Below are 24,854 nucleotides of genomic sequence, written 5' to 3'. Positions count from 1 at the left end.
AGCAGCTATGCACATATAAAAAGATCAGCTATGCTGTAATGCGGAACTATTCTGCAACCAAGAACTTCTCATATATAAAAAAATGCGCACTTATATAAGGAGTGCGATAGCACAACCGAGAACTTTTCGCATATAAAAAAGTAGATATGCACATATAAAAAGAGTGGATTTTCTACAATGCGGAACTTTTCTGCAGTCAAGAACTTAATAATTACACCCAAAATTATTTCATTGCTAAAAAGGGCGTGAATTATAAATAAGATAATAAATTGTGAATTATAAATTAGAAAGTCTGCGAGGCAGATTTTCTTGTTTAGACTAGTTAATAAAAGTCGAATCTGTAGGGATTGTGACCCTTTAGGTCATAGCTTTCCAATTTCGTAGAAATATACAATCTAAGAAGTGGATTTTTTATATGCTTATTTTAAGGAGGAAGAAATTTGAGAATAATAGCAGGAAAAGCAAGAGGTCATAAATTAATACCTCCAGCAACAATGGAAACGAGACCAACTTTAGATAGAGTTAAAGAGGCTATGTTTAGCTCAATTCAACTATATATACCTGAGGCAGTTGTTGTTGATGTTTTTTCAGGAACAGGAAGCTTAGGGTTAGAAGCTGCAAGTAGAGGCGCAAAGGAAGTTTATTTGTTTGATAAAAGTGATGTTACCTTCCCTTTGCTAAAGCAAAACGTAGAAAATCTTAAATTTAAGGATTTTTGTTTTCCTATGAAAATTGATGCTTATGTAGGTCTTAAGCAACTAGCAGATAAGGGGAAGAAATTTGATATTATATTTATAGATCCGCCTTATTGCAAGGAAATGATTCCAGAAGCTATGAAAATAGTAAAGGAACATGATATGTTAAAGGAAAATGGAGTAATAGTAACCAAAATAGATACAATAGAATCTATTTATGATGGATATGAGGATATAAAACTTAGTAAGAGTAAGAAATATGGTAATACAACAGTATGCTATTATAAGTATGAGGAGAAATAAATAATGAAAATTGCAGTATATCCAGGAAGCTTTGATCCTATAACTAATGGTCACCTTGATATTATAAGACGAGGAGCAAAGGTTTTTGATAAAATTATAGTAGCTGTATTAGTTAATGTTGATAAAAATTATCTTTTTGAAACTGATGAGAGAGTTGAATTAATAAAAAAGGTTACACAAAATATAGAAAATGTGGAAGTAAGAAATTTTAATGGACTTTTAATTAACTTTTTAAAGGAATATAATACTAACATAATTTTAAAGGGATTAAGAACTGCTTCAGATTTTGAATATGAAGCACAAATGGCATATTATAATAACAGGTTAGATTCAAATATTGAAACTGTGTGTATGATGTCATCTTGTGAAAATCTGCATATAAGCTCTTCGGGTGTTAAGCAGGTAGCGAAATTTGGAGGAAATATTGAGGGACTTGTACCTAGTGAGATTGTCTCAGATATAACATCTAGAATAAATATCTAAGGAGTGTTTTTATGGATAAAATGGATGTAAATATTATAGAGTTATTAGAATATTTGCAGGATTTGGTGGAAAATTCATCTAAAGTACCAATGAGTGGTAAGGTTATGATTGATAAGAAAGAAATTATTGAAGTTGTGGATCAAATTATTAATTATCTTCCGGATCAATTTAAAAAAGCTGAATGGGTTATGAATGAAAGAGAAAGAATATTAGATGAAGCTAAAAAAGAATATGACTCTGTTAGAAAAGAGACTATGGCAATGATGAGACAAAATGTTGAAAATCATGATATAGTAAAAGAAGCAAAAATAAGAGCTCAAGAAATTATAGCTTCAGCACAAAGAGATGCTAAAGCTATTAGACTCGGTTCAAGAGATTACTCAGATGAAATATTAACTCAATTAGAAAAAGAAATTGAAGGACAAAAAATAAGAATGATAAAAAGTTTACAAGAAAGTTTTGAATCAGTAGCAAAGGAAATAGATTCAAATTTATCGAACACATGTGATGAAATAAAGGACAACGTTAAAGAATTAAGAAGTATGAAAAAATAATTTCGATATCCTATTTAGAATGACTAAGATGATAGTTAGTGATATTATCATTAATATTGGTTGTATATAAGTATATACAGACAAATGGGAAGAGTGTGTTATTTTTAATGTGTATATGCTTGTAGGCAATAATTTAAATAAAATATAGGTAAATGCAGAACTAAAGATTCCTTGAATTATCTTTAAAGCTACATATTTATTATAATTAATTTTTGTTTCGCTGACAAAGGAACTAACTTGAGCAATTACAGCAAGACCAGAAAATGAACAAAGAAAGCTTATTATACTTAATTTTATAACAAGTGGAAGTGAAATTGTAGAAACAATACTGCACCCGTTTGTCATTTCAATACTTCCTAAAAATAATGAATACAAAGTTCCAGAAGGTAAGTTTGCAATAGTTTCTAGTTTTTCAAAACTTCTATAAAAATATGTGCTGTTTTTGATTAAAGAAATTAGTATGGAAAAAATTATAATAAATCCACCAATAGATAATGTGGTATTTATTCCGTTTTGAACTGCGTTTTTAATTGAAGTACCGAAATTTGTGGCTTCATATTTAGAGTATATAGGAGAACTTAATTTTGAATTAGTTCTCTTTTTTTTCGTTATCAATCCTATGAATATAATAGACACATAGTTTCCGATTAGTAAAATATAACCTAGCGATAGATTGTTTAATAAAGTTCCACCAACTGATCCAATTAAAAATAATGGACCTACATTTGAAGCAATATTTAATAATCGTTCATATTCATCTCTATCTATATAATTCATAGAATATAAATCAACACAGTATTTAGCACCTAATGGATATCCGCATAAAATACTTGCTACAATAGGAAAGGAGCAATTTTTAGAGAGACCCAAGGGTCTACAGAATAAAGGACCAAGAAATTTTGAATAAAGGCTTATCCCATCATAATATATTAATAAATTGCAAATTACAATAAAGGGAAATGTAGTTGGTAAAATTGATTTATACCATAATATGCAGCTATCAATAGCAGCAGAAATACATAAATTTATATTTATGAAAAAAAGAATTATTAATATTGAAATAAGTAGGCAGAATATAATATTTTTTTTTATATTAAGAAGTTTAATCATTAAAAAAAGCAGGCTGATAATTATAAGCCACAAGATAATAATATATATCATTAAATCAACTCCAGTCTTGAATTTGAACATTTAAAGCATATGAAAAAACAAGCCAAATTCATTTTTTAATATTGACTTGTTTTGAGTAAATATGTTTGCTTTGAGAAAACAATCGTATTTTTAGTGCTTTATATTTAATTATTTGGTCAAATAATTAAAACTTTGTTACTTAACTTATATATATTATTAATCTCATATAAAATATTACTGTATTAATTTCATATAATGTTTTTATTCAAAAAGCTACATCAACATCATTAAAATTAATCATTTTATATTAATTTTAATGATTTAACAATAATTATTTTATAATTGGTCCTTGTAAATAATCCTCCATAGGATTTATTTTTTGATTTAAAAGAGAATAAGCTTTAGTTCCTAAAATATCAATTTTCATATGGTCGCATAAATTATTTTTTGGAATTTTAGTTATTAAATTAATATTAGCTTTTAATTTTATTTCTTTTAGCATAGTGCGACCCTTAGAGTTAAAAGCAAGAACTCTTGCATATGGCGTAGGCATTTTGCATAACTTTAATAAATCAAATTCTTCAAGATTTAAAAAACTTTGAGCTAATATTCTACTGATCCGAGTGTATGTATATCTTTTGCTTTTAGAGTTCAATATTAATTCATTTAGAGAATTAGCGTTTAAAATTTCTTTTAATATTTTGTTTTCTAAACCTTCAGAAATATCAGGTAGATTTAAAAGTGACCTTTCATTTGTTAAGAGTTTGTATTTTATATATCTAAACATGTCATCTTCAAATATAAATGGGTAATTTGAATTTGCCAATTCCAGTAGTATATTATAACTACATTTTGGAAGCACATTAATCAATTCTTTTAATGAATTTTCTTTTAGATGTTTTCTTATGGCAGTAGCTGATGAAAGGTTCGAACTTAAATTAAGATCGTTATAAGAAGAACCTTCTCTTTTTAAAGTTTTAGGAATTATATTGCTTTTCAATTGTATTAATGATTTTATATATTCAATGCCTAAAATATTGTTTGAATTTGCTAATACATTTAAAATGTCATTAGAGTTTAAATATTCATTAAGTGCATTAGCTCGACTTAAATGAAAAGGTAAGCCTGAATCTAAATGATCTTTTAAGAGAGTTTTGTATTCCAAAGGCTCATTTACTAAAGTATTAGCTATATTTTGTAAAATGTCTATTCGCCCTTCTTCACTGCCAAAGTAAAGATTATCTACTATTCCTAATGAGTTCAAAAGAGAAACGCTTCCAAAAGCAAAGTGTTCAGCAGAAGATAGTGCATAAACAACAGGAAGTTCTAAGACCAAGTCGACTCCGTTTAATACAGCTATTTCTGCTCTTTTCCATTTGTCTATAATTGCAGGTATTCCTCTTTGCATAAAATTTCCACTCATCACACAAACTACTCCATCGGCATTAGTATCAAACTTTGCACTTTTTAGGTGGTATTCGTGTCCTTTATGGAAAGGGTTATATTCTGTAATTATTCCAGTAATCATTAATATAATTCTCCTTACTAATAAAAAATATATGTCAAATAATTTAAGACTATATTAAGAATCTAACCATAAGTATAACATAATATGAAATTGTGTAGTGGGAGTTATTTATTTTAATAGAAAAATGGTGAATAAAAAGTTTCTATAAGATTAAAAATCTATTGTTAAAAAATAAACTTTAGCTATTTTGCTTTAGTTAAGTCTAATATTGTGAATAGTCAGAAAATTTCAAAAGAAAAGAATTTTTTAGCATAACATATTAATGTGTAAAGGCAAAGATCAAAAGTTCATTTTTATATATAAAAATCTATTTTAAGAGTGAAAAAGTATAATAAAAGTATAGAATATGAAGGGGGATGGTGTATAAAAACTCCTTTAATTGGTATAGGTTAAGCGCTTATTATAAAGGATTTAAAAAAATAAAAAAATTTTTTAAAAAAATTTTTTAAAAATTTTTTATTGTTAAAAATTATACTTTTCCCATATAGTTATTTTTCCTTGCTATTGTTAGACAATTCAGATTATTGCCAATGTAAAGACTTCTATTTTGATAGAGAATATGTATTGAAAAAATCTGTGAAATAGGAGTATATTAGTACTAGAGATAGAATATAGAGAGGAGAAATTAAACATGGATCTTATGAAAAAAATATGGGATGCAGCAAAAGCAAATAAGAAAAAAATTGTATTACCAGAAGGTAATGAAGAAAGAAATATTGCAGCTGCAGAAAAGATACATCAATTAGGTTTGGCGTACCCTATCTTAATTGGAAATGAAGAAGAAATTATAAATAAGTCAAAAGAATTAGATGTGGATTTATCAGGAATAGAAATAGTAGACCCAGATAAAGCAGAAAACTTAAACAAATACATTACTGCCTTTTACGAACTTAGAAAGAGTAAGGGAGTAACAATGGAAAAAGCAGATAAAATAGTTAGAGACCCTCTATATTTCGCAACTATGATGGTAAAATTAGACGATGCAGATGGTATGGTTTCAGGAGCTGTTCATACTACTGGAGATTTACTTAGACCAGGATTACAAATAATTAAAACAGCACCAGGAGTATCTGTTGTTTCGAGCTTTTTTATAATGCAGGTTCCAGGATCAAGTTATGGAGAAGATGGAACTCTTATATTCTCAGACTGTGCAGTTAACCCTAATCCAAATGAAGATCAATTAGCAGCTATTGCAATTGCAACAGCAGAAACGGCTAAAAGATTATGTAATATGGACCCAAAAGTAGCAATGTTATCGTTCTCTACAATGGGAAGTGCTGATCATGAAACAGTAGATAAGGTTAGAAATGCTACTCAAAAAGCAAAAGAATTAAGACCAGACTTAGATATAGATGGAGAATTACAATTAGATGCTGCTATAGTTAAAAAGGTAGCTGATCAAAAAGCGCCAAATAGTAAAGTTGCAGGTAAAGCAAATGTTTTAGTTTTCCCAGATTTACAATCAGGAAACATTGGTTATAAACTTGTTCAAAGATTTGCTAACGCAGAAGCAATTGGTCCAGTTTGCCAAGGTTTTGCAAAACCAATAAATGATTTATCAAGAGGCTGTAGTTCAGATGATATAGTGAATGTTGTTGCATTGACTGCAGTTCAAGCACAAACTAATAAATAAACATTAAAAAGCATAAAATATTTAGGTATATTTAAGAAGGAGAAGAGATTAATGAAAGTATTAGTTATAAATTGTGGTAGTTCATCATTAAAATATCAACTTATTGACATGAGTAATGAAGCTTCTTTAGCACAAGGGCTTGTTGAAAGAATAGGAATTAATGGTTCAATATTAACTCAAAAAGTTGAAGGAAAAGATAAATATGAGGTAGAAACACCTCTTAAAGATCACCAAGATGCAATTGAACTTGTTTTAAAAAGCTTAGTTCATGATGAATACGGTGTTATAAAATCAATGGAAGAAATATCTGCAGTTGGACACAGAGTTGTTCATGGTGGAGAAAAATATGCTAATTCAGTAGTAATTAACGATGAAGTAATTAAAAATCTTGATGAATTTACAAAATTAGCACCACTTCACAATCCACCAAACATAATAGGAATAAATGCTTGTAGAGCACTTATGCCAAAAACTCCAATGGTAGCAGTATTTGATACAGCATTCCATCAAACTATGCCAGAAAAAGCATTTATGTACCCACTTCCATATGAATTATATACAGAAGATCATATAAGAAGATATGGTTTCCATGGAACATCTCATAAATATGTAGCTGGTGAAATGGCTAAATGGATGAAAAAAGATGTTAAAGACTTGAAGATTGTAACATGTCATATTGGTAATGGTGTAAGTGTTACAGCAGTTGAAGGTGGAAAATCTGTAGATACTACAATGGGATTCACTCCTTTAGATGGTATTATAATGGGATCTAGATCAGGAAGCATTGACCCAGCAATTGTTACTTATTTAATCAAAGAAAAAGGATATTCTATAGATGAAGTTAATGATATCTTAAATAAGAAATCAGGAGTTTTAGGAGTATCAGGTGTAGGAACAGATTTCAGAGATATTAGAAGTGCTGTTGAAAATGATAAAAATCCTAGAGCATTATTAGCTATGGATATATTTGGATATCAAATTAGAAAGCAAATTGGTGCTTATGCAGCAGTAATGGGAGGCGTAGATGCTGTTGTATTTACAGCTGGAATTGGAGAACATGCTCCAGAAATAAGATCAAGAGCTTTAACTAATATGGAATTCTTAGGAATAGAAGTAGACTTAGAAAAGAATGAAAGCCACAATATAGGTGATGGTATGGAAATTTCTAAAGAAACTTCAAGAGTTAAAGTTGTTGTAATTCCAACAAACGAAGAATTAATGATTGCTAAAGAAACTTGTGAATTAGTTTAATCATTTATAATAAATACCTTGACTTTTAAGCACGTGCTTTATATAATAAATTGTGTTTGTTTTATAAATATATGTGCAAGGAGTGAAAACGGATATTTTGTATAGTTTACTATAAGTTTATTATGCAATATGTTCATAATTATGAAAGTACAAATTTCAGATATTGTTTCAGGAAAAGACAGAAATAAGAAAATTGAATATAAATTTGAAATGCCTCAATTTGAGTTTGAAGGTGACACAATAAAGCCTATAAGCTCTTGCAGTGTTGTTGGTAAAATTTCAGCTGATAATGATATATTAATATTAACTGCTGAAGTTAAAGTCGATTTAGAAATGATATGCTCAAGGTGTTTAGATACCTTTATCTATCCAATAGATATTGATATAGAAGAAAGGTTTACAACAAATAGTAAATCAGAAGATGAGGAAGCTATTGTTGTATTTGATGATGTTTTAGACATCACTGAAGTGGTTGAAACTATTATAATTTCAACTCTACCAATTAAAAGAGTTTGCAAAGATGATTGCAAAGGTCTTTGTCAAGAATGTGGATGTAATTTAAATTTCAATACATGTTCTTGTAATAAAGAAGACGTAGATATACGTTTTGAAGCCTTAAAGGGTTTCTTTGATAATAAGGAGGTGTAATGAATGGGTTGTCCAGCAAGAAAAAAGGGAAAAGCAGCTACTAAATCAAGAAGAGCTCAAACTTTTAAAGCTAGTTTACCAGGCATAGTTGAATGTCCACAATGTCACGAAATGAAGCTTGCTCATAGAGTATGTAAAAGCTGTGGTTATTACAAAGGTAAGGAAGTTGTAGCTTCTCAACAATAAGAGAAAGTCTTTATGACTTTCTTTTCTTATATACAAAAGAATTTTAAAAATATTTTATATAAATGTTGCAAAACTAAATTTTATATGTAAATACATATAGTTATGATCAATAAAAGCAAACCTGATTACTCGATACATAAGACTACTTTGTTAATTGCATAAATACAATGAAGAGGGGGGATTATATAATGAAGATAGCTATTGATGGTATGGGTGGAGATAATGCACCTGGAGCTGTAATAGAAGGTGTAATTCAAGCTATAAAAGAATATGATAATATTAAATTTGTTATTACAGGGCCTGAGGAGGTCATTAATTCGGAATTGGCTAAATATACTTATCCTAAAGAGCTTATTAATGTAATTGATGCTAAAGAGGTTATTTTGCCTAATGAACACCCAGTTATGGCACTGCGAAAGAAAAAAGATTCTAGTATAGTTAAGGCTATGAATTTAGTTAAGGAAGGAACTTGTGATGCAATAATATCAGGAGGAAGTACAGGAGCGTTTCTAGCTGGGTGTACTTTGATTGTAGGGAGAATTAAAGGTGTTGAAAGACCAGCGCTTGCACCTATAATGCCAGGAAGACGTGGAAATTTTATGATAGTAGATGTTGGAGCTAATGTAGATTGCAAGCCAGGGTTTTTGGTTCAATTTGCTAAAATGGGTAAGATCTATTACCAAAAGGTTTTCAATGTAAAAAATCCTTCTATTGGTCTTATTAATATTGGAGAAGAAGAAGAAAAAGGAAATGAGCTTACTAAAGCAACCTTTAAGCTTTTAAAAGAAGAAAAAGATTTGAATTTTAAAGGTAACATAGAACCTAGAGATATTCCCACAGGAGATACTAATATTTTAGTAAGTGATGGATTTGTTGGGAATACAGCTTTAAAGATGTATGAAGGAGCTGCTTCTAGCATTTTGGGAATGATAAAGGATGAAATCCTCAATTCATCAATTATATCTAAATTAGGGATAGTTCTTTTAAAACCTGTACTCAAAAATCTTCTTAAAAAAGTTGATTATAAAGAATATGGTGGAGCACCATTTTTAGGTGTTGATGGAATTTGTATCAAGGCTCATGGTAGTTCGGATGCAAAAGCCTTTAAAAATGCTATAAGGCAAACTAAGATATTTTATGAAAATAATGTATTAGATAATATAAAAAATGAATTTAATATAGAAAATTAATAAAAATATATTGAAACTAATATTGACGATTTAATCAATATATACTATTATCTAAATGTAGAACTTGGGAGGTGAAACAGATGTTTGAAAAAATCCAAGCAATTATTGCTGATAAATTAAGTATCGATGTAGAAAGCGTTGTTATGGAAGCATCATTTATTGAAGATTTAAATGCTGACTCATTAGATATAGTTGAGCTTATCATGGCTCTAGAAGATGAACTAGATATCGAAATTCCAGACGAAGATGTTGAAAACTTTAAAACAGTTGGAGATGTTGTCAATTACGTAAAAGCTCATCACGAAGAATAAAATAATCCCGCATGTCTGCGGGATTTTATATTTTCAGAATTATTTAGTTTATTCTTGAATTTGTTATATTAGTATCTATTGAGTTTTTAGCAGATTGAAGAATACACTTCAAGGAGTGGAATTGATGAATAGATATACCCTTAAAGAAATAGAAGAAAACTTAGGAGTTTATTTTAATAACCCTACGTTATTAAAAACAGCGCTTACACATAGTTCCTTTGGAAATCAGTTTAAGGATGCTGAATACAATGAAAGGCTTGAATTTTTAGGAGATTCGGTATTACAGCTTTGTATTACAGAACACCTATTTAATAATTTTAAGCATAAGAGTGAAGGTGAATTAACTAAAATCAGAAGTTTAATAGTATGTGAAAACTCTCTTTATGAAATAGCAAAGAAAATAAACCTTGGAAACTATATTAGAATGAGTAAGGGAGAAGAACTTACTGGGGGAAGAGAAAGAATTTCAATACAAGCCGATGCGGTTGAAGCAGTAATTGCTGCAGTTTATTTAGACAAAGGAATTGGGTTTGTTAGAGATTTTATACTGCTTCATTTTGAGGAAGTAATAAAGAAAGCTATAAACAATGAAATAGTGTTAGACTTTAAGACAAAACTTCAAGAACTTCTTCAAAAGGATGGAGAAATAGTTATTCAATATGAATTAACTAGATATGAAGGACCTCCCCATAGAAGAAAGTTTTTTACAAATGTAATCATAGATAAAAAACTTATGGGTGAAGGGTCGGGCTATAGTAAAAAAGAAGCAGAACAAAATGCTGCGAAACAAGCATTAGATAAAATGGATGGTTTGAATGAGTAAGAATTATTATATAGTACCTATATTTGTACCACATGAAGGATGTCCACATAATTGTGTATTTTGCAATCAAGATAGAATAACTGGTTCAGATGAAGTAGTAACAGCTGAAATGGTGAGAAATACTATAAATGATTATTTAGAAACAATAAAAAATAAAAGTGCTACTATTGAGGTTTCCTTTTTTGGTGGAACATTTACTGGTATAAGAGAAGAAAAACAAAGAGAACTGCTAAAAGTAGCAAAGGATTTCAAAGATAAAAAGCTTATAGATAAAATAAGACTTTCTACTAGACCAGATTATATTAATGATTATATATTAACTTACCTTAAGGAATATGGAGTCGATATAATAGAGTTAGGAGTTCAATCACTAGATGATGAGGTTTTAAAAAAAGCAGGAAGAGGGCACAGCGTTCAGGATGTTGTTAATGCTTCTAAGCTTATTAAAGAATATAAGATTATATTAGGCCATCAGATAATGCCTGGACTTCCTGGCGATACATTTGATAAGGATATTAAAACTACTAAGGCTTCAATTGAAATGCAACCTGACATTTGCAGAATATACCCATCGTTGGTTATAAAAGATACACCTATGGAACAAATGTATGAACGAAAGGATTATATTCCGTATTCTTTGGAAGAGGCAGTTAATATAAGCAAAATTATGTACGATATGTATAGAAAAAATAATATAAATGTAATTAGAATAGGATTGCAGCCAACGGAAACTATAAATGAAGGCAAAGATATTGTTGCGGGTCCGTTTCATCCATCTTTTAGAGAATTAGTTGAAGGAAGTTTAATTGCTGATATAATTCTAGAAAATATGAAAGAGGAAGATGGAGCAGTAATAGAAATTAATTCAAAAGATTTAAGCAAGCTTTATGCTAATAAAAAGTTATACTTTAACAAACTTAAGGAATTGAAAAAAAATATTACTGTAAAGCAAAATGATAAAATAGAAAGAGGACATATAAAACTCTGTCTAAAGAATAAAAAATTAGATATAATATATTAGCGAGAGGTGACTCTCGCTTTTAATATGCTAGAAGTTTTATGTTAATGATTGCTAATAAATCATTAAATATGGGATTACAGTTACTTTGTTTTAGGTATTAGAACTGTTGTATTGATATTTATTAATCTTTACTATAAACTAAAATACAATAAGGAGTGTTTTGTATGAGAAAAAAAACTAGAGAAAGAATGAAAATTATAATGGCTATTTTCGTTATAATAATATTTATTATAGGATTAATACCTACTATACTTTCTTTGTAAGGAGTGGGCGCATGTTTTTAAAATCTCTTGAGATTAGAGGATTTAAGTCCTTTGCTGATAAGACGGAATTAAAATTTAGAAAAGGAGTAACAGCAGTAGTTGGACCTAACGGAAGTGGAAAAAGTAATATTTCAGATGCTGTAAGATGGGTACTTGGAGAACAAAGTATAAAAGTACTGAGAGGCGGAAAGATGGAGGATGTAATTTTTGCAGGAACTCAGTTTAGAAAGCCTGTCGGACTTGCACAAGTTTCATTAACTCTTGATAACAGTGATGAAAAATTAGCTACAGAATATAACGAGGTAACAGTATCGAGAAGAATATTTAGATCAGGAGAGTCTGAGTATTTAATAAATAATACAAAATGTAGATTAAAAGATGTTACTAATTTATTTATGGATACTGGAATAGGTAAAGAAGGATATTCGTTAATTGGACAAGGTAAGATTGAAGCTATATTAAGTGGAAGACCTGAAGAAAGACGATCTCTTTTAGAAGAAGCTGCTGGTATTGTGAAATTTAAAAATAGAAAAGAAGAAGCGGAAAAGAAATTAAGTAATACTGATGAAAATTTAGTTAGAATAAATGATATTTTATCTACTTATGAGGAACGTATAGAACCTTTGAGAATTGAAAGAGAAAAAGCATTAGAATTTAATGAATTATCCAAAGATTTAAAGGAGAAGGAAGTATCTCTTATTGTCCATGTTATTAATAATATGGAAGAGGAACTGAAAAGCTTTAATGAAGATTTGGAAGCGAAAATTAAAGAAATTGAAGATAAAAGAAAAGAAATAGCAAGCGACAAGGAAAAGCTTAGAGCTTTGGAAGAAAACATAGAAGAAATAGAAAAGAAAAACTTAGAAGAAAAAGAACAGTATTATAGCTTAAAAGAATTAGTTAGTGAAGATGAAAAGAATATAGATCTTTGTAATGAAAGAATTAAAAACTTTGAAGAAAAGATTAATAGAAATAATTATGAATTAAGTGATATAGAAAATAAAATCAAAGAAATAAATGAAAATAAAATATTACTAGAAGAAGAATTAAATAAAAGATTAGAAGAACAAAAATTGGGCAACCAAGATATTGAACAGTTAATAGAGAATAATGCAAAATGTTCTCAGGAGCTTAAAGCTATAGAAGAAGATCTTAAAGCTTTAAAAGAGGGTGAGTTTGAATTACTACGAAATAATTCGGAAATAAAAAATGAAATTACTATATTAAATAAGGATATTTCTCTAAGAGAAGAAAAAAAGGAGACTTTAAATTCATCAATTTCATCCTTAGAACATAATATAGTGATCAATTCTGCAACACATGAAGGGTTAAATAATGATGTTGAAAGACAAAAGGATAAAATACGTAGTTTAGAGTTAGAAATATCTGAAGATAAGAAAAAGATAGGTGTATTATCTGCCAATCTAACTAAGAAGGAAAATGAATTTAGGGAATTAAACAGTGCTATTACTAAACTTGATGCCAATAAAGCAATGTTAGAAAACTTAGAAAAACATTATGAAGGGTATAATAGGCCAGTAAAATCTTTAATGGAATCCATTCACCAAGATAGAATTGCATCAGCCGGTGATACGAAAGTTTTAGGTGAAGTTTTTACTGTTGAAAGAAAGTATGAAACTGCTATAGAAATAGCTTTAGGAGCAGCAATATCTAATGTGATAACTAAAAATGAGGAAGTGGCTAAAGTTCTTATTAGCTATTTAAAGAAGAATAATTTAGGAAGAGCAACTTTCCTGCCTTTAAACATAATTAAGGGAAGAAAGTTAGAATTGGACAAGAGCATTACAGGAGCTGAAGGTTATGTTGGCATTGGAAGTGATGTAATATCTTATGAAAAAGAATACGATAATATAATGAATTATGTTCTTGGAAGAACAATAATTTGTACTAATATGGATTGTGCTTTAAATATTGCGCGTATTGGAAAGTATAATTATAAAATTGTTACTTTAGAAGGTGAAGTTATAAATCCGGGCGGTGCCTTGACTGGTGGTAGCATAAAAGGGAAAAATTCTAATGTTTTAGGTAGAAAAAGAGAAATTGAAGAATTAACTCTTGATATACAAAGTAAAAAAAATCGTCATGAAGAGTTGAGGGTTTTAGTTGAAAATATTAAAAATGAAATAAAAAAATTAGATGAAGGTACATTAAATAAAAGAGATGAAGTTCATGAAAAAAATATTGAGTTAGCCAAAAAAGAAAGTGAAATTCAAGTATTAAAGAGCGATACTGATAAATTAAAGAAAAATTTAGAGTTAGCTAAAGAGGAGCTTGAAAAAGCAATAAATGAAAAAAATAACTTATTAGAAAGATTGAAAGTTAAAGAAACAGAAGTTGAATTACTTGAAAATAAAAATATATCTAATAAAAACAAGAGTATAGAATTACAAGAAATAATAGATACTAAAGCTCAAGAAGTAAGCGGTAATGAAGCTAAACTTACAGATATGAAAATAAATAAGGCTACTTTAGATGAAGCTATACAAAATAGAAAAAATGAATTGCTTAGAATGGATAATGAAATTCAAAATGTAACTCATAAAAATGAACTTCTAAATAACGAAAATATTGATAATAGAAATAGCATTGAAAGTTTAAAAAATGAAATAGAAGTGAAAAATAAGAACATAAAAGAAAATATTATTAAAATTCAAAATTTAGAAGTAAATTTTAAAGATGATGAATTGCTAAAGGAAAAATTAAAACAGGAATTTAGAGAAAAAGATAATTTGATAAGAGGTATTTTAGATGAAATAAGCCTTAAAGAAATGGAAGTTAATAAGAAACAAGTAATCAAGGCAAAAAAAGAATCTGATAAGGAACATGTTTATACCAAACTTAATGAAGAACTTGAATTAACATATGCAGAAGCTCTAGATATATGTGTTCCTGTATTTAATGAGGAATCATTAAAACAAGAAATATCATCTACAAAAAGCAAGATAACAAGGCTTGGAATTGTAAATTTGGCTGCTATAGAAGAGTATGAAGAAATAAAAGATAAATATGAATTCATGTCAGCTCAGGCAGAGGATTTAGAAAATGCTAAAAAAGAATTAATTTCTGTTATTGAAGATATGACTAATGAAATGAAGAATGTATTTAAAGAAAACTTCAAAATTTTAAATTATAATTTTAATGAAACTTTTAAAGATTTGTTTAAAGGTGGAAGTGCTGAACTTATATTAGGTGAAGGTGATGAACTTACAGCTAACATAGATATAAATGTAGAACCGCCGGGTAAAAAACTTCAAAATATTAATTTAATGTCTGGTGGAGAGAAGGTTTTATCTGCGATAGCGCTGCTTTTTGCAATATTAAAGATGAAGCCTACACCATTCTGTATATTGGATGAAATAGAAGCAGCCCTAGATGATGCTAATGTATATAGATATGCAGAATTCTTAAAGTTATTTTCTAAAAATACTCAATTTATTATTATAACCCATAGAAAAGGTACTATGGAGGTTAGTGATATTATATATGGAGTAACTATGGAGGAAAAAGGTATATCTAAGGTAGTATCAGTAGACCTGACAGAAAATTTTAATTAGGAGGAAAAGGATTTGTTTGGAAATTTATTTAATAAACTAAAAGAGGGATTATCGAAAACTAGAGATGGATTAACTGATAAAATTAATGAAGCTTTAAATTTAGCAATCACCATTGATGAGGATTTATATGAAGAATTAGAAGAAATTCTAATAGTATCAGATGTGGGGATGGATACAACAGTTGATATAATTGAAAGATTAAGAACTAAAATACGTAAGGAAAAAATAAATGATCCACAAGCAGTTAAGCCAGCCTTAAAGGAAGTAATAAAAGACTTATTGCTTGAGGGAGCTTATGAAGATGAAACAGAAGGAAAAAAGGTTATGCTTGTAATTGGTGTAAATGGTGTTGGGAAGACAACATCTATAGGAAAGCTTGCAGCTAAAAATAAAGAAGAAGGTAAAAAAGTTCTGTTAGCAGCAGCAGATACTTTCAGAGCAGCAGCAATAGATCAGCTTGAGGTTTGGAGTAGTCGTGCTGAAGTTGACATAGTAAAACATCAAGAAGGATCAGATCCTGCAGCAGTTGTTTTTGATGCAATACAGGCTGCAAAAGCTAGAAATGTGGATTTATTAATATGTGATACTGCTGGAAGACTCCATAATAAAAAGAATTTAATGAATGAGCTTGAAAAGATAAACAGAATAATAGACAGGGAATTGGAAGGCTATAAAAAAGAAACATTACTCGTTTTAGATGCAACAACAGGGCAAAATGCTGTAATTCAAGCAAAGCAATTTATGGAGGCATGTCCTATTGATGGAATAATATTAACAAAATTAGATGGAACTGCAAAAGGTGGAGTTGTATTATCTATAAAACAAAGCTTAAACATTCCTGTTAGATATATAGGAGTTGGAGAAGGAATTGATGACCTTCAAAAATTTGATGCAGAAGGTTTTGCGGAAGCTTTGATTTAGATTAATTAAGAATTGACGATTAACAGTTAACAATTAGGAACAAATTCCTAACGGAATTTGGAAAAATAAACACCTATAAAAAGAGCAGCTATGCTGCAATGCGGAACTTATTAAGCACAACCAAGATAATTAAAAATATGAGAAAATATTAATTTTTTATAAGTGTTAAGTAAAAATACTTGACACTTATAAAAAATCCTGTTAAAATCTCTTTTGTGGGTAAGGTGATTAAATGGAAAATAGAGTTGAGATATCGTTACTTATGGATTATTACGGTCCATTGTTAACTGAGAAGCAAATTGAAATTATGCAATGGTATTATAATGATGATTTATCTTTAGCTGAAATAGCTGAAATTAATAATACGAGTCGTCAAGCTATTCACGATTTGATCAAAAGATGTTACAAACAACTTCTAGCCTATGAAAGTAAGCTTAACTTACTTCAAAAGAGTTTTGATAGAGAAAAAGAAATTATAAATTTTTTAGAAGATTTAAAAAATAAGTATTCCATAGATAATGAGGATATTATAAAATATAAAAATAAACTAGAAAATTTATAAGGAGGAGGTAAACATGGCTTTCGAAGGATTAGGTGAAAAATTACAGGAAACTTTCAAAAAACTGAAAGGTAAAGGAAAGTTAACTGAAAAAGATATAAAAGAAGCCATGAGAGAAGTAAAGCTTGCCTTGTTAGAAGCAGATGTTAACTATAAAGTTGTTAAACAATTTATTTCGTCTGTTAGTTCAAAGTGTGTTGGAGCTGAAGTACTTGAAAGCTTAACACCAGGACAACATGTAATAAAGATAGTTAACGAAGAACTTACTAATCTTATGGGTGGAAGTGAAAGTAAACTTAACTACAGTAGTTCAGGACTTACAGTTATTATGTTAGTTGGACTACAGGGGGCAGGTAAAACTACTATGTGTGGTAAGCTTGCATTAAACCTTAGAAAAGATAATAAGAAGCCATTACTTGTGGCATGTGATATTTACAGACCTGCTGCTATAAAACAATTAGAAGTAGTAGGAAAACAAATTGAAATTCCAGTATTCTCAATGGGAGATAAAGTTAATCCTGTTGATATTGCAAAGAATGGAATAGCTCATGCAAAAGACAATGGAAATAATGTAGTTATTATAGATACTGCAGGTAGACTTCATATTGACGAAGAATTAATGCAGGAATTAAAAAATATAAAAGCAAATGTTAATCCATCAGAAATTTTATTAGTTGTTGATTCTATGACAGGTCAAGATGCTGTTAATGTAGCAGAAAGTTTTAATAATGACTTAGACTTAACTGGAGTTATACTAACAAAGTTAGATGGTGATACAAGAGGCGGAGCTGCACTTTCAATCAAAACCATAATTGATAAACCAATTAAGTATGCTGGTATTGGTGAAAAAATGAATGATTTTGAAGTGTTCCATCCAGATAGAATGGCATCAAGAATACTTGGGATGGGTGATGTATTATCACTTATTGAAAAGGCTCAAGAGGCAATTGATGAAAAGGAAGCAGCTGATTTAGGTAAGAGAATGTTAAATCAAGAATTTAACTTTGATGATTACCTAATGGCAATGGAGCAGATGAAAAAGCTTGGACCTTTAAATAAAATTATGGAAATGATACCTGGCATGAATTCGAAAGAACTTCAAGGTGTTGATTTTGAAAAAGGAACAGAAGCGCTTGATAAAACTAAGGCGATTATTCAATCTATGACATCTAAGGAAAGAAAAAATCCTAGTCTTATAGTAAAATCTCCTTCAAGAAAGCTAAGAATAGCTAAAGGATCGGGTACTAATGTTCAAGAGGTTAATAAGCTTATGAAAGGCTATGAAATGATGAAAAAGAACATGAAACAAATGAAGTCATTTCAAAAGCAGGCAAAAAGAGGCGGCGGTTTATTTGGAAAGTTGCCGTTCTAAAAGTAAAGACATATTCGGTTAAGCATTTATATGCTATACCTAAAATATATAATAATACCTTTAAAGGAGGTGAAATTAAAATGGCAGTAAAAATCAGATTAAGAAGAATGGGATCTAAGAAAGCTCCTTTCTATAGAATCGTTGTTGCAGATTCAAGAGCACCAAGAGATGGTAAGTTCGTTGAAGAAATTGGATACTACAATCCATTAACTGAACCAGTTGAAGTTAAAATCAATGAAGAAAAAGCTAATAAATGGTTATCTAATGGAGCACAACCAACAGACGTAGTTAAAAGACTTTTCAACAATGCAGGTCTTACTAAGTAATTTTTGGAGGTGAATTCTGCAATTAGTACATACTGATTGTGGACGTTTATGAAGGAATTAGTTGAATTTATGGCTAAATCCCTTGTTGAAAACCCAGATTCAGTTATTGTTAAAGAGGTAGAGGAAGATGATTCCATAGTACTAAAATTAACAGTAGCACCAGAGGATATGGGGAAAATTATAGGTAAGCAAGGAAGAATTGCTAAGGCTATAAGAACAGTTATAAAGGCTGTAGCGGTTAAACAGAATAAACGAGTAATAATAGAAATCATCTAAAAATTGAGAGTTAGGGTAACCTAACTCTTTTTAAGTATTAAAAGAAAATTAATGGTTAAATTATACATACTTAAAAATAACAATTTAATCATGTATAATTTAAATTAATAATAAATATTATAAAAAACAGAGGTGAAATGATTGGAGCAATTATTTAAAATTGGCAAAATTATAAATACTCATGGAATAAAAGGAGAAGTTAAGGTTTATCCATTAACAGAAGATCCTAATAAATTTAAACGACTAAAAACTGTTTTGGTTGATGGTGTTGAAAAAAAGATACAAGGTGTTAAGTTTCAAAAGGATAGAGTTATTTTAAAAATAGAAGGAATAGATTCTATGAATGACGCTGAAACTTATAAGGAAAAATATATTGAAATACCAAGAGCAGATGAACCAGAACTTCCACCAGATACTCATTACGTTGTAGATTTAAAAAAATGTACAGTATATGACACAAATGATAAGGAATTAGGAAAGATATTTGACGTTATAAGTACTCCTAATAATGATGTGTATTGGATAAAGGAGCCAAAAGAGTTGCTAATTCCTGTACTTAAAGATATTGTATTTACAATAGATATAGAGTCTAAAAAAATAGTTATTAAACCAGTTGGTGAGTGGCAAGATGAAGATTAGCATATTAACATTGTTTCCAGAAATGTTTTCTATTTTTGATCATAGTATTATTGGAAGAGCACGAGAAAATAAATTAATTGATTTAGAATTATTAAACATAAGAGATTATACCTTAAATAAGCATAAGAAGGTAGACGATTATCCCTATGGAGGCGGTGCAGGAATGGTTATGGCGCCTCAACCAATAGTTGATTGTATAAGAAAAGCAAAAGAAACTAACAAAGGTAAAGTTATATTTCTTGGACCTAGAGGAAAAACTTTTAATCAAGAAATTGCAAAAGAACTTTCTGTTGAAGAAGGAATTGTATTTTTATGCGGTCATTACGAAGGTATAGATGAAAGAGTTTATAAGCATATAGATATGGAAATTTCCCTTGGAGATTTTGTTTTGACTGGAGGAGAAATGGCGGCAATTCCTGTTATAGATAGTGTTTTAAGGCTTATTCCAGGAGTTCTTGGGAAAGAAGAAAGCTATATGGAAGAGTCTTTTTATAATGGTTTGTTAGAATATCCTCAATATACAAGACCAGAAGAATTTGAAGGAGAAAAAGTTCCAGAAATACTTTTGTCTGGTCATCATGAAAATATACGTAAATGGAGAAGGCTTCAATCTTTAAATATAACTAAAAGAAAGAGACCTGATTTATATAAAAATGTTATTTTAAGTAAAGAAGACATTAAAATTTTAAAAAGTAATAAAGATAAATAGAAATAATATAAATTTTGTTGAAAAATAAAAAAATATATGATATTATTAAATTTGTGCTAGTACGGGCGTTCCTCTGTCAGTATTTATATGTTAAGAACGTCAAATTATCGTTTAAGGAGGGAATGCACAATGAATGAAATAATAAGAGCTATTGAAGCTGAACAAATCAGAACTGACTTACCTAACTTTAGAATCGGGGATACTATAAAGGTATACGTTAAGATTCAAGAAGGTAACAAAGAAAGAATCCAAATGTTCGAAGGTACTGTTATCAAAAAGCAAAATGGTGGATTAAGAGAAACTTTCACTGTAAGAAGAGTTGCTTATGGAACTGGTGTTGAAAGAACATTCCCAATGAATGCACCAATCATCGACAAAATCGAAATCTCAAGAAAAGGTAAAGTAAGAAGAGCTAAACTTTACTACTTAAGAGATAGAGTTGGTAAGGCTGCTAAAGTTAAAGAATTATTAACTAGATAGTATTTAAAAGGGACTGTTTCAGTCCTTTTTTTATTGCATAAAAAATTTTTTATAACCCAAAATGAATAGTGAATGGTGAATAATTAATTATATAAATAAATTTAAGGAGGAATCTATATGGCAATAAATTGGTTCCCAGGGCATATGAAAAAAACTCAAAGAGAAATTAAAGAAAATTTAGGATTAGTTGATGCTGTGATAGAAATAAGAGATGCTAGAATTCCAAGAAGTTCAGCAAATCCTGATATTGAAAAATTATTAGAAGGAAAACCTAGAATTATACTTTTAAATAAGAGTGATTTAACTGACAGTAATATAACAAAAGAGTGGATTAAATATTTAACCAAAGATGATGTTAAAGTATTGGAAGTGAATTGTTTAAAAGGAGATGGACTTAAAAATATAAAACCTGCACTACTTACTTTATTAAAGGAAAAGCATGATAGATTAAAAGCAAGAGGTATGGTTAATATTATTACGCGAGTTATGGTGGTTGGAATACCTAACGTTGGAAAATCAACTTTTATAAATAAATTAGCAAGAAATAATATAGCTAAAACTGGTGATAGACCAGGGGTTACTAAAAGCAAGCAATGGATCAAGACTAGTATTGGAATTGAACTTTTAGATACGCCAGGAGTATTATGGCCTAGATTTGAAGATGATGAAACGGCCTTAAATTTAGCTTTTACAGGTGCTATAAAAGATGAAATCATGGATATAGAAGAATTGGCTTTAAAGCTTGTGGAAAGATTACAAACAACCTACGAAGCTAAATTAAAAGAAAGATATAAGTTGCAGCAAGTTTTTGAAAATCCATTAGATACTCTAGATGCGATAGGCAAAAAAAGAGGGGCTTTAATTTCTGGAGGACAAATTGATTATAATAGAATTGCTGTTATTCTGCTTGATGAATTTAGAGGTGGAAAAATAGGCAATATCTCTTTAGAACGTCCAAATGATGAAAAAGTTGAAGAAGGTCAGTTGGGAGAAGAAACTGATGATAAATAAAGATATAAAATCTTTGTCATTTGCTGAAATTAAAGAAGAAATTAATAATATTTCTATAATTGACTTATATAAAAGTGGAAAGAGTTCCAAAGTTTTAGAGTGGTTTGAAGATGATAAAAGAAAGAATGTGTTAGCCCTTAAAACTAAAATTCAAAAGGAATTAGATTTATATCTAAATGAAGTTAAAAGAGTTAGAAAAATGTATGAATTTGATAAATCCTTTGGAGAATATAAATATGTTGCAGGTGTGGATGAAGTTGGAAGAGGGCCGCTTGCAGGACCTATTGTTGCATGTGCTGTTATTTTGGACTTAAATGTTTTGGATGAAGAATTAATTTTATACTTAAATGACTCTAAAAAAGTAAAAGAAGAAAAAAGAATAGAACTTTCTCATATTATAAAAGAAAAAGCATTAAGTTATCATATATCAGTTTCTTCTAATGAAGAAATAGATGAAAAGGGAATAGCATTTTCTAATAATAAAGTTTTTTTAGATAGCTGCAATTCTCTTGATGTAAAACCTGATTTAGTATTATCTGACGGCTATTTGGTTAAGAATATTAAAATAGAAAATAAATCTGTTATAAAAGGTGATACAAAGAGCGCGTGTATTGCAGCAGCATCAATTGTAGCTAAAGTATATAGAGATAATATTATGAAGGAATATGCTAAAAAATATCCACATTATGATTTTGAAAACAATGTTGGATATGGTACCTCAAAACATATAGAAGCTTTAAAAGAACATGGGAAATGTGAAATTCACAGAAATAGTTTTTTGACAAAATTACTATAAGAATATAGATGTATTTTGTAGAAAATTAATTTTTGGTGTTTTAAATTTATATGTTTTTTTCAGCTCTATAATAAAAGCTCTGTAACAATACTAAAATAGTATTGTTACAGAGTTTCTTTGTTTGAATGTATAATTTTTTTCTACTTAGGCTCTAAAAGCGTCTTTTAAATGATTTATTTTAACAATTGAATTTTTTGAATTTAAATAAACTTCAATTACATCAAATCTTATATTAACATTCCTTAAATTTTTATAACTAATATAACAATTAGTAACTTTTATTATAGTTTTTTGCTTTGAAATATTTACGGCTTCTCTTGGAAATCCATAATCGTAATTATATCTTCCCTTAACTTCAATAATTATTAATATATTATTTTGGAGACATATAATATCAAGCTCTCCTAAGAAATTTCTAAAATTGCAAGCTACTATATTATAGTTATTTTTCTTTAAATATTCTTTAGCTATATCTTCGCAATAAGTACCAATATCTCTATTTAATTTCTTCACTAAATCACTCCTATTGAATAATGGAAAACTTAATTATATAAAAATTATTAACCATTAAAGAATAAATTAAACAATTTTCATTTTGGAGAATTAATTATTGAATTTGTGTCCATAATCTCAAAGGGTGATTTTTATGGCAGTGAAAATAATTAGTGCAACGCACAACGGTTTAGAAGGATTTTTAATAAATGTAGAAGTAGATATTTCTAAGGGGTTACCTATGTTTAACATAGTAGGCTTGCCAGATACTTCAGTAAAAGAAGCAAAGGAAAGGGTTAGGGCAGCAATAACGAATTGTGGTTTTGAATTTCCTTTAGGAAGAATTACTATTAATTTGGCACCAGCAGATGTTAGGAAGATAGGATCTCTCTTAGATTTACCTATGGCACTTGGTATTCTTATGGAATCTAATCAAATATGCAGAAAGGATATGGTGGATTCTATAATATTTGGAGAGTTATCCTTATTTGGCGAGCTTAAAGCAGTAAAAGGTACTATACCAATAATCGTAGAGGGAGTAAATGAAAGTATTAATAAGTTTATTTTTCCTTATGATAATTTAGAAGAATGCTGTTATCTAAACGGAGGTGAATATTATCCATTAAAAAACTTAAATGAAGTGATTTCTTGTATAACCTATAATGATGTGCTTCCTTATGAAGGAGAAAAGAAAATTAAATATGAAGAAAAAGAAGAAGCGATGGATTATGGAGAAATTATCGGACAATATTCTTCAAAAAGAGCTTTGGAAATAGCAGCAGCTGGTAAACATAATATTATTCTTTATGGAGAGCCTGGATGTGGCAAAACAATGCTTGCAAAAGCATTAATGACTATTTTACCATCTCTATCTGAGGAGGAATTAATTGAAATTGCGAAGATATATAGTGCATGTGGCTTACTTAATAAAACAACAAATATTGTAAGGCCTTTCAGGGCGCCACATCACACTACAACAAGAATAGCCTTGGTAGGTGGTGGAAAAGAAATAAAGCCTGGAGAAATAACGTTGGCTCATAATGGAATATTGTTTTTGGATGAAATTTTGGAATTTAAAAAGGAAGTGCTAGAAGCATTGAGGGAACCACTTGAAGAGAAATGTGTGAATATTAATAGATTAAGTGGAAGTTATCAAATGCCTGCTGACTTTTTACTTGTTGGAGCATTTAATCCAGTAGATAATAACGAAAATAGAGATAATATGCAAGAACAATATTATTTAAATAGTAAAATTAAAAGATATAATCAAAAGTTTTCAAGTGCTTTATTAGATAGGGTTGATATTTTAAATTATGTTCCAAGATTAAACTATGAGGAAATAGAAAATCAAAAGGATTCATATGATTCTAAGGTTATGAGAGAAAATGTATTTAGAGCAAGGGAAATTCAAAAAGAAAGATTTAAAAATACAGTATATAAATATAACTCTGAGATAAAAGGAAAAAATATTTTTGAAATATGCAGAGTTACTAATAGATGTACTGAAATTTTAAAACATTACTATAATGATTCTAATGTATCTTTAAGAGGATATGGAAAGGTGATTAAACTAGCAAGAACAATAGCTGATATTGAAGCTCAAAAAGATATATCAGAAGGTCATATTTTAGAAGCTTTTAGTTATAGGAAAAATATTAATGGAGAAATTATATAGGAA

Annotated in this window: 27 protein-coding genes; 24 read left to right on the top strand and 3 right to left on the bottom strand. The window is 29.1% G+C overall.

From position 1 onward, the window contains the following. Nucleotides 1-440 precede the first annotated feature (440 nt). From rsmD to GXK56_RS18930, 3 genes are read left to right on the top strand one after another with little or no spacing between them, the layout of a single operon-like run. Entirely contained in the window at nt 441-998 is a 558-nt protein-coding gene (gene rsmD, locus GXK56_RS18940; RefSeq protein WP_160690290.1) for a 16S rRNA (guanine(966)-N(2))-methyltransferase RsmD, read from the top strand. 3 nt (nt 999-1,001) lie between these two features. Beyond that, nucleotides 1,002-1,481, top strand: a complete 480-nt coding sequence (gene coaD, locus GXK56_RS18935; protein ID WP_160690288.1) for a pantetheine-phosphate adenylyltransferase — start codon at nt 1,002-1,004, stop codon at nt 1,479-1,481. 11 nt (nt 1,482-1,492) lie between these two features. After that, nucleotides 1,493-2,035 carry an ATPase gene (locus GXK56_RS18930; RefSeq protein WP_160690286.1) on the top strand — a complete coding sequence of 181 codons (543 nt, stop codon included), beginning with the start codon at nt 1,493-1,495 and terminating at the stop codon, nt 2,033-2,035. Here the strand turns inward: GXK56_RS18930 and ylbJ are convergent. After that, nucleotides 2,015-3,196, bottom strand: a complete 1,182-nt coding sequence (gene ylbJ, locus GXK56_RS18925; RefSeq protein ID WP_160690284.1) for a sporulation integral membrane protein YlbJ — start codon at nt 3,194-3,196, stop codon at nt 2,015-2,017. The two genes, GXK56_RS18930 and ylbJ, sit on opposite strands and share 21 nt — an antisense overlap. A 301-nt stretch (nt 3,197-3,497) precedes the next feature. Beyond that, nucleotides 3,498-4,694 carry a nucleotidyltransferase gene (locus tag GXK56_RS18920; RefSeq protein WP_202127911.1) on the bottom strand — a complete coding sequence of 399 codons (1,197 nt, stop codon included), beginning with the start codon at nt 4,692-4,694 and terminating at the stop codon, nt 3,498-3,500. 631 nt (nt 4,695-5,325) lie between these two features. Between GXK56_RS18920 and pta the strand changes: the two genes are divergently transcribed. The 20 genes from pta (at nt 5,326) to GXK56_RS18825 (ending at nt 22,684) form a co-directional block, all read left to right on the top strand. Next, nucleotides 5,326-6,327, top strand: coding sequence for a phosphate acetyltransferase (gene pta, locus GXK56_RS18915; RefSeq protein ID WP_160690282.1), 1,002 nt, complete (start codon nt 5,326-5,328; stop codon nt 6,325-6,327). Nucleotides 6,328-6,378: 51 nt separating this feature from the next. Then, nucleotides 6,379-7,578 (top strand): acetate kinase, encoded by a 1,200-nt coding sequence (locus tag GXK56_RS18910; protein ID WP_160690280.1) that lies wholly within the window; start codon nt 6,379-6,381, stop codon nt 7,576-7,578. A gap of 141 nt (nt 7,579-7,719) precedes the next feature. Then, a complete protein-coding gene (locus tag GXK56_RS18905; RefSeq protein ID WP_160690278.1) occupies nt 7,720-8,226 on the top strand; it encodes a DUF177 domain-containing protein in 507 nt (168 codons plus the stop codon). 3 nt (nt 8,227-8,229) lie between these two features. Next, the gene (gene rpmF, locus GXK56_RS18900) at nt 8,230-8,412 is read left to right on the top strand and encodes a 50S ribosomal protein L32 (RefSeq protein ID WP_160690276.1); all 183 of its coding nucleotides are present in this window, start codon (nt 8,230-8,232) and stop codon (nt 8,410-8,412) included. A 188-nt stretch (nt 8,413-8,600) separates the two neighbouring features. Then, nucleotides 8,601-9,602, top strand: coding sequence for a phosphate acyltransferase PlsX (gene plsX / locus GXK56_RS18895; protein WP_160690274.1), 1,002 nt, complete (start codon nt 8,601-8,603; stop codon nt 9,600-9,602). An 80-nt stretch (nt 9,603-9,682) separates the two neighbouring features. Then, complete coding sequence (gene acpP / locus GXK56_RS18890) at nt 9,683-9,913, top strand: acyl carrier protein (RefSeq protein ID WP_077849654.1); 231 nt, start codon at nt 9,683-9,685, stop codon at nt 9,911-9,913. A gap of 124 nt (nt 9,914-10,037) precedes the next feature. Continuing rightward, nucleotides 10,038-10,736 (top strand): ribonuclease III, encoded by a 699-nt coding sequence (rnc, locus tag GXK56_RS18885; RefSeq protein WP_160690272.1) that lies wholly within the window; start codon nt 10,038-10,040, stop codon nt 10,734-10,736. Next, complete coding sequence (locus GXK56_RS18880; RefSeq protein WP_160690270.1) at nt 10,729-11,757, top strand: radical SAM protein; 1,029 nt, start codon at nt 10,729-10,731, stop codon at nt 11,755-11,757. Before rnc ends, GXK56_RS18880 begins: the two co-directional genes overlap by 8 nt. A gap of 164 nt (nt 11,758-11,921) precedes the next feature. Further along, on the top strand, nt 11,922-12,020 hold the full coding sequence (locus GXK56_RS27840) for a DUF4044 domain-containing protein (RefSeq protein WP_202127910.1): 99 nt from the start codon (nt 11,922-11,924) through the stop codon (nt 12,018-12,020). A gap of 11 nt (nt 12,021-12,031) precedes the next feature. Next, on the top strand, nt 12,032-15,595 hold the full coding sequence (smc, locus tag GXK56_RS18875; RefSeq protein WP_160690268.1) for a chromosome segregation protein SMC: 3,564 nt from the start codon (nt 12,032-12,034) through the stop codon (nt 15,593-15,595). Between the two features lie 12 nt (nt 15,596-15,607). Then, nucleotides 15,608-16,516, top strand: a complete 909-nt coding sequence (ftsY, locus tag GXK56_RS18870) for a signal recognition particle-docking protein FtsY (RefSeq protein ID WP_160690266.1) — start codon at nt 15,608-15,610, stop codon at nt 16,514-16,516. Nucleotides 16,517-16,748: 232 nt separating this feature from the next. Then, a complete protein-coding gene (locus GXK56_RS18865; RefSeq protein ID WP_160690264.1) occupies nt 16,749-17,078 on the top strand; it encodes a putative DNA-binding protein in 330 nt (109 codons plus the stop codon). Nucleotides 17,079-17,091: 13 nt separating this feature from the next. Next, the gene (gene ffh / locus GXK56_RS18860; RefSeq protein ID WP_160690262.1) at nt 17,092-18,447 is read left to right on the top strand and encodes a signal recognition particle protein; all 1,356 of its coding nucleotides are present in this window, start codon (nt 17,092-17,094) and stop codon (nt 18,445-18,447) included. Between the two features lie 80 nt (nt 18,448-18,527). Continuing rightward, nucleotides 18,528-18,773: a 30S ribosomal protein S16 gene (gene rpsP / locus GXK56_RS18855; protein WP_160690260.1), complete on the top strand. Its 246-nt coding sequence runs from the start codon at nt 18,528-18,530 to the stop codon at nt 18,771-18,773. A gap of 48 nt (nt 18,774-18,821) precedes the next feature. After that, a complete protein-coding gene (locus GXK56_RS18850) occupies nt 18,822-19,049 on the top strand; it encodes a KH domain-containing protein (RefSeq protein WP_160690258.1) in 228 nt (75 codons plus the stop codon). Nucleotides 19,050-19,190: 141 nt separating this feature from the next. Next, nucleotides 19,191-19,688, top strand: coding sequence for a ribosome maturation factor RimM (gene rimM, locus GXK56_RS18845; RefSeq protein ID WP_160690255.1), 498 nt, complete (start codon nt 19,191-19,193; stop codon nt 19,686-19,688). Further along, nucleotides 19,678-20,397, top strand: a complete 720-nt coding sequence (gene trmD / locus GXK56_RS18840) for a tRNA (guanosine(37)-N1)-methyltransferase TrmD (protein WP_160690253.1) — start codon at nt 19,678-19,680, stop codon at nt 20,395-20,397. Before rimM ends, trmD begins: the two co-directional genes overlap by 11 nt. A gap of 129 nt (nt 20,398-20,526) precedes the next feature. Then, nucleotides 20,527-20,877, top strand: a complete 351-nt coding sequence (rplS, locus tag GXK56_RS18835) for a 50S ribosomal protein L19 (protein WP_160690251.1) — start codon at nt 20,527-20,529, stop codon at nt 20,875-20,877. 117 nt (nt 20,878-20,994) lie between these two features. Further along, the gene (gene ylqF, locus GXK56_RS18830; RefSeq protein WP_160690249.1) at nt 20,995-21,888 is read left to right on the top strand and encodes a ribosome biogenesis GTPase YlqF; all 894 of its coding nucleotides are present in this window, start codon (nt 20,995-20,997) and stop codon (nt 21,886-21,888) included. Beyond that, nucleotides 21,878-22,684: a ribonuclease HII gene (locus GXK56_RS18825; protein WP_160690247.1), complete on the top strand. Its 807-nt coding sequence runs from the start codon at nt 21,878-21,880 to the stop codon at nt 22,682-22,684. Before ylqF ends, GXK56_RS18825 begins: the two co-directional genes overlap by 11 nt. Before the next feature lie 144 nt (nt 22,685-22,828). Here the strand turns inward: GXK56_RS18825 and GXK56_RS18820 are convergent, their stop codons facing one another. Further along, nucleotides 22,829-23,197, bottom strand: coding sequence for a YraN family protein (locus GXK56_RS18820; protein WP_160690245.1), 369 nt, complete (start codon nt 23,195-23,197; stop codon nt 22,829-22,831). A 133-nt stretch (nt 23,198-23,330) separates the two neighbouring features. Between GXK56_RS18820 and GXK56_RS18815 the strand changes: the two genes are divergently transcribed. After that, nucleotides 23,331-24,851 (top strand): YifB family Mg chelatase-like AAA ATPase, encoded by a 1,521-nt coding sequence (locus GXK56_RS18815; protein ID WP_160690243.1) that lies wholly within the window; start codon nt 23,331-23,333, stop codon nt 24,849-24,851. The last annotated feature ends 3 nt before the right edge of the window (nt 24,852-24,854 follow it).

The organism is Clostridium sp. C2-6-12 (genome assembly GCF_009928485.1).
Lineage (GTDB): Bacteria > Bacillota > Clostridia > Clostridiales > Clostridiaceae > Clostridium.
The sequence above is the reverse complement of the archived record's forward strand: the minus strand, read 5'-3'. Positions and strand labels throughout refer to the sequence as shown.

Bases quoted from the DNA above. Each gene is read 5' to 3' on its own strand.
- coaD (WP_160690288.1), top strand. From the start codon at position 1,002: ATGAAAATTGCAGTATATCCAGGAAGCTTTGATCCTATAACTAATGGT.
- GXK56_RS18930 (WP_160690286.1), top strand. From the start codon at position 1,493: ATGGATAAAATGGATGTAAATATTATAGAGTTATTAGAATATTTGCAG.
- ylbJ (WP_160690284.1), bottom strand. From the start codon at position 3,196: ATGATATATATTATTATCTTGTGGCTTATAATTATCAGCCTGCTTTTT.
- GXK56_RS18920 (WP_202127911.1), bottom strand. From the start codon at position 4,694: ATGATTACTGGAATAATTACAGAATATAACCCTTTCCATAAAGGACAC.
- pta (WP_160690282.1), top strand. From the start codon at position 5,326: ATGGATCTTATGAAAAAAATATGGGATGCAGCAAAAGCAAATAAGAAA.
- GXK56_RS18910 (WP_160690280.1), top strand. From the start codon at position 6,379: ATGAAAGTATTAGTTATAAATTGTGGTAGTTCATCATTAAAATATCAA.
- GXK56_RS18905 (WP_160690278.1), top strand. From the start codon at position 7,720: ATGAAAGTACAAATTTCAGATATTGTTTCAGGAAAAGACAGAAATAAG.
- rpmF (WP_160690276.1), top strand. From the start codon at position 8,230: ATGGGTTGTCCAGCAAGAAAAAAGGGAAAAGCAGCTACTAAATCAAGA.
- plsX (WP_160690274.1), top strand. From the start codon at position 8,601: ATGAAGATAGCTATTGATGGTATGGGTGGAGATAATGCACCTGGAGCT.
- acpP (WP_077849654.1), top strand. From the start codon at position 9,683: ATGTTTGAAAAAATCCAAGCAATTATTGCTGATAAATTAAGTATCGAT.
- rnc (WP_160690272.1), top strand. From the start codon at position 10,038: ATGAATAGATATACCCTTAAAGAAATAGAAGAAAACTTAGGAGTTTAT.
- GXK56_RS18880 (WP_160690270.1), top strand. From the start codon at position 10,729: ATGAGTAAGAATTATTATATAGTACCTATATTTGTACCACATGAAGGA.
- GXK56_RS27840 (WP_202127910.1), top strand. From the start codon at position 11,922: ATGAGAAAAAAAACTAGAGAAAGAATGAAAATTATAATGGCTATTTTC.
- smc (WP_160690268.1), top strand. From the start codon at position 12,032: ATGTTTTTAAAATCTCTTGAGATTAGAGGATTTAAGTCCTTTGCTGAT.
- GXK56_RS18865 (WP_160690264.1), top strand. From the start codon at position 16,749: ATGGAAAATAGAGTTGAGATATCGTTACTTATGGATTATTACGGTCCA.
- ffh (WP_160690262.1), top strand. From the start codon at position 17,092: ATGGCTTTCGAAGGATTAGGTGAAAAATTACAGGAAACTTTCAAAAAA.
- rpsP (WP_160690260.1), top strand. From the start codon at position 18,528: ATGGCAGTAAAAATCAGATTAAGAAGAATGGGATCTAAGAAAGCTCCT.
- GXK56_RS18850 (WP_160690258.1), top strand. From the start codon at position 18,822: ATGAAGGAATTAGTTGAATTTATGGCTAAATCCCTTGTTGAAAACCCA.
- trmD (WP_160690253.1), top strand. From the start codon at position 19,678: ATGAAGATTAGCATATTAACATTGTTTCCAGAAATGTTTTCTATTTTT.
- rplS (WP_160690251.1), top strand. From the start codon at position 20,527: ATGAATGAAATAATAAGAGCTATTGAAGCTGAACAAATCAGAACTGAC.
- ylqF (WP_160690249.1), top strand. From the start codon at position 20,995: ATGGCAATAAATTGGTTCCCAGGGCATATGAAAAAAACTCAAAGAGAA.
- GXK56_RS18825 (WP_160690247.1), top strand. From the start codon at position 21,878: ATGATAAATAAAGATATAAAATCTTTGTCATTTGCTGAAATTAAAGAA.
- GXK56_RS18815 (WP_160690243.1), top strand. From the start codon at position 23,331: ATGGCAGTGAAAATAATTAGTGCAACGCACAACGGTTTAGAAGGATTT.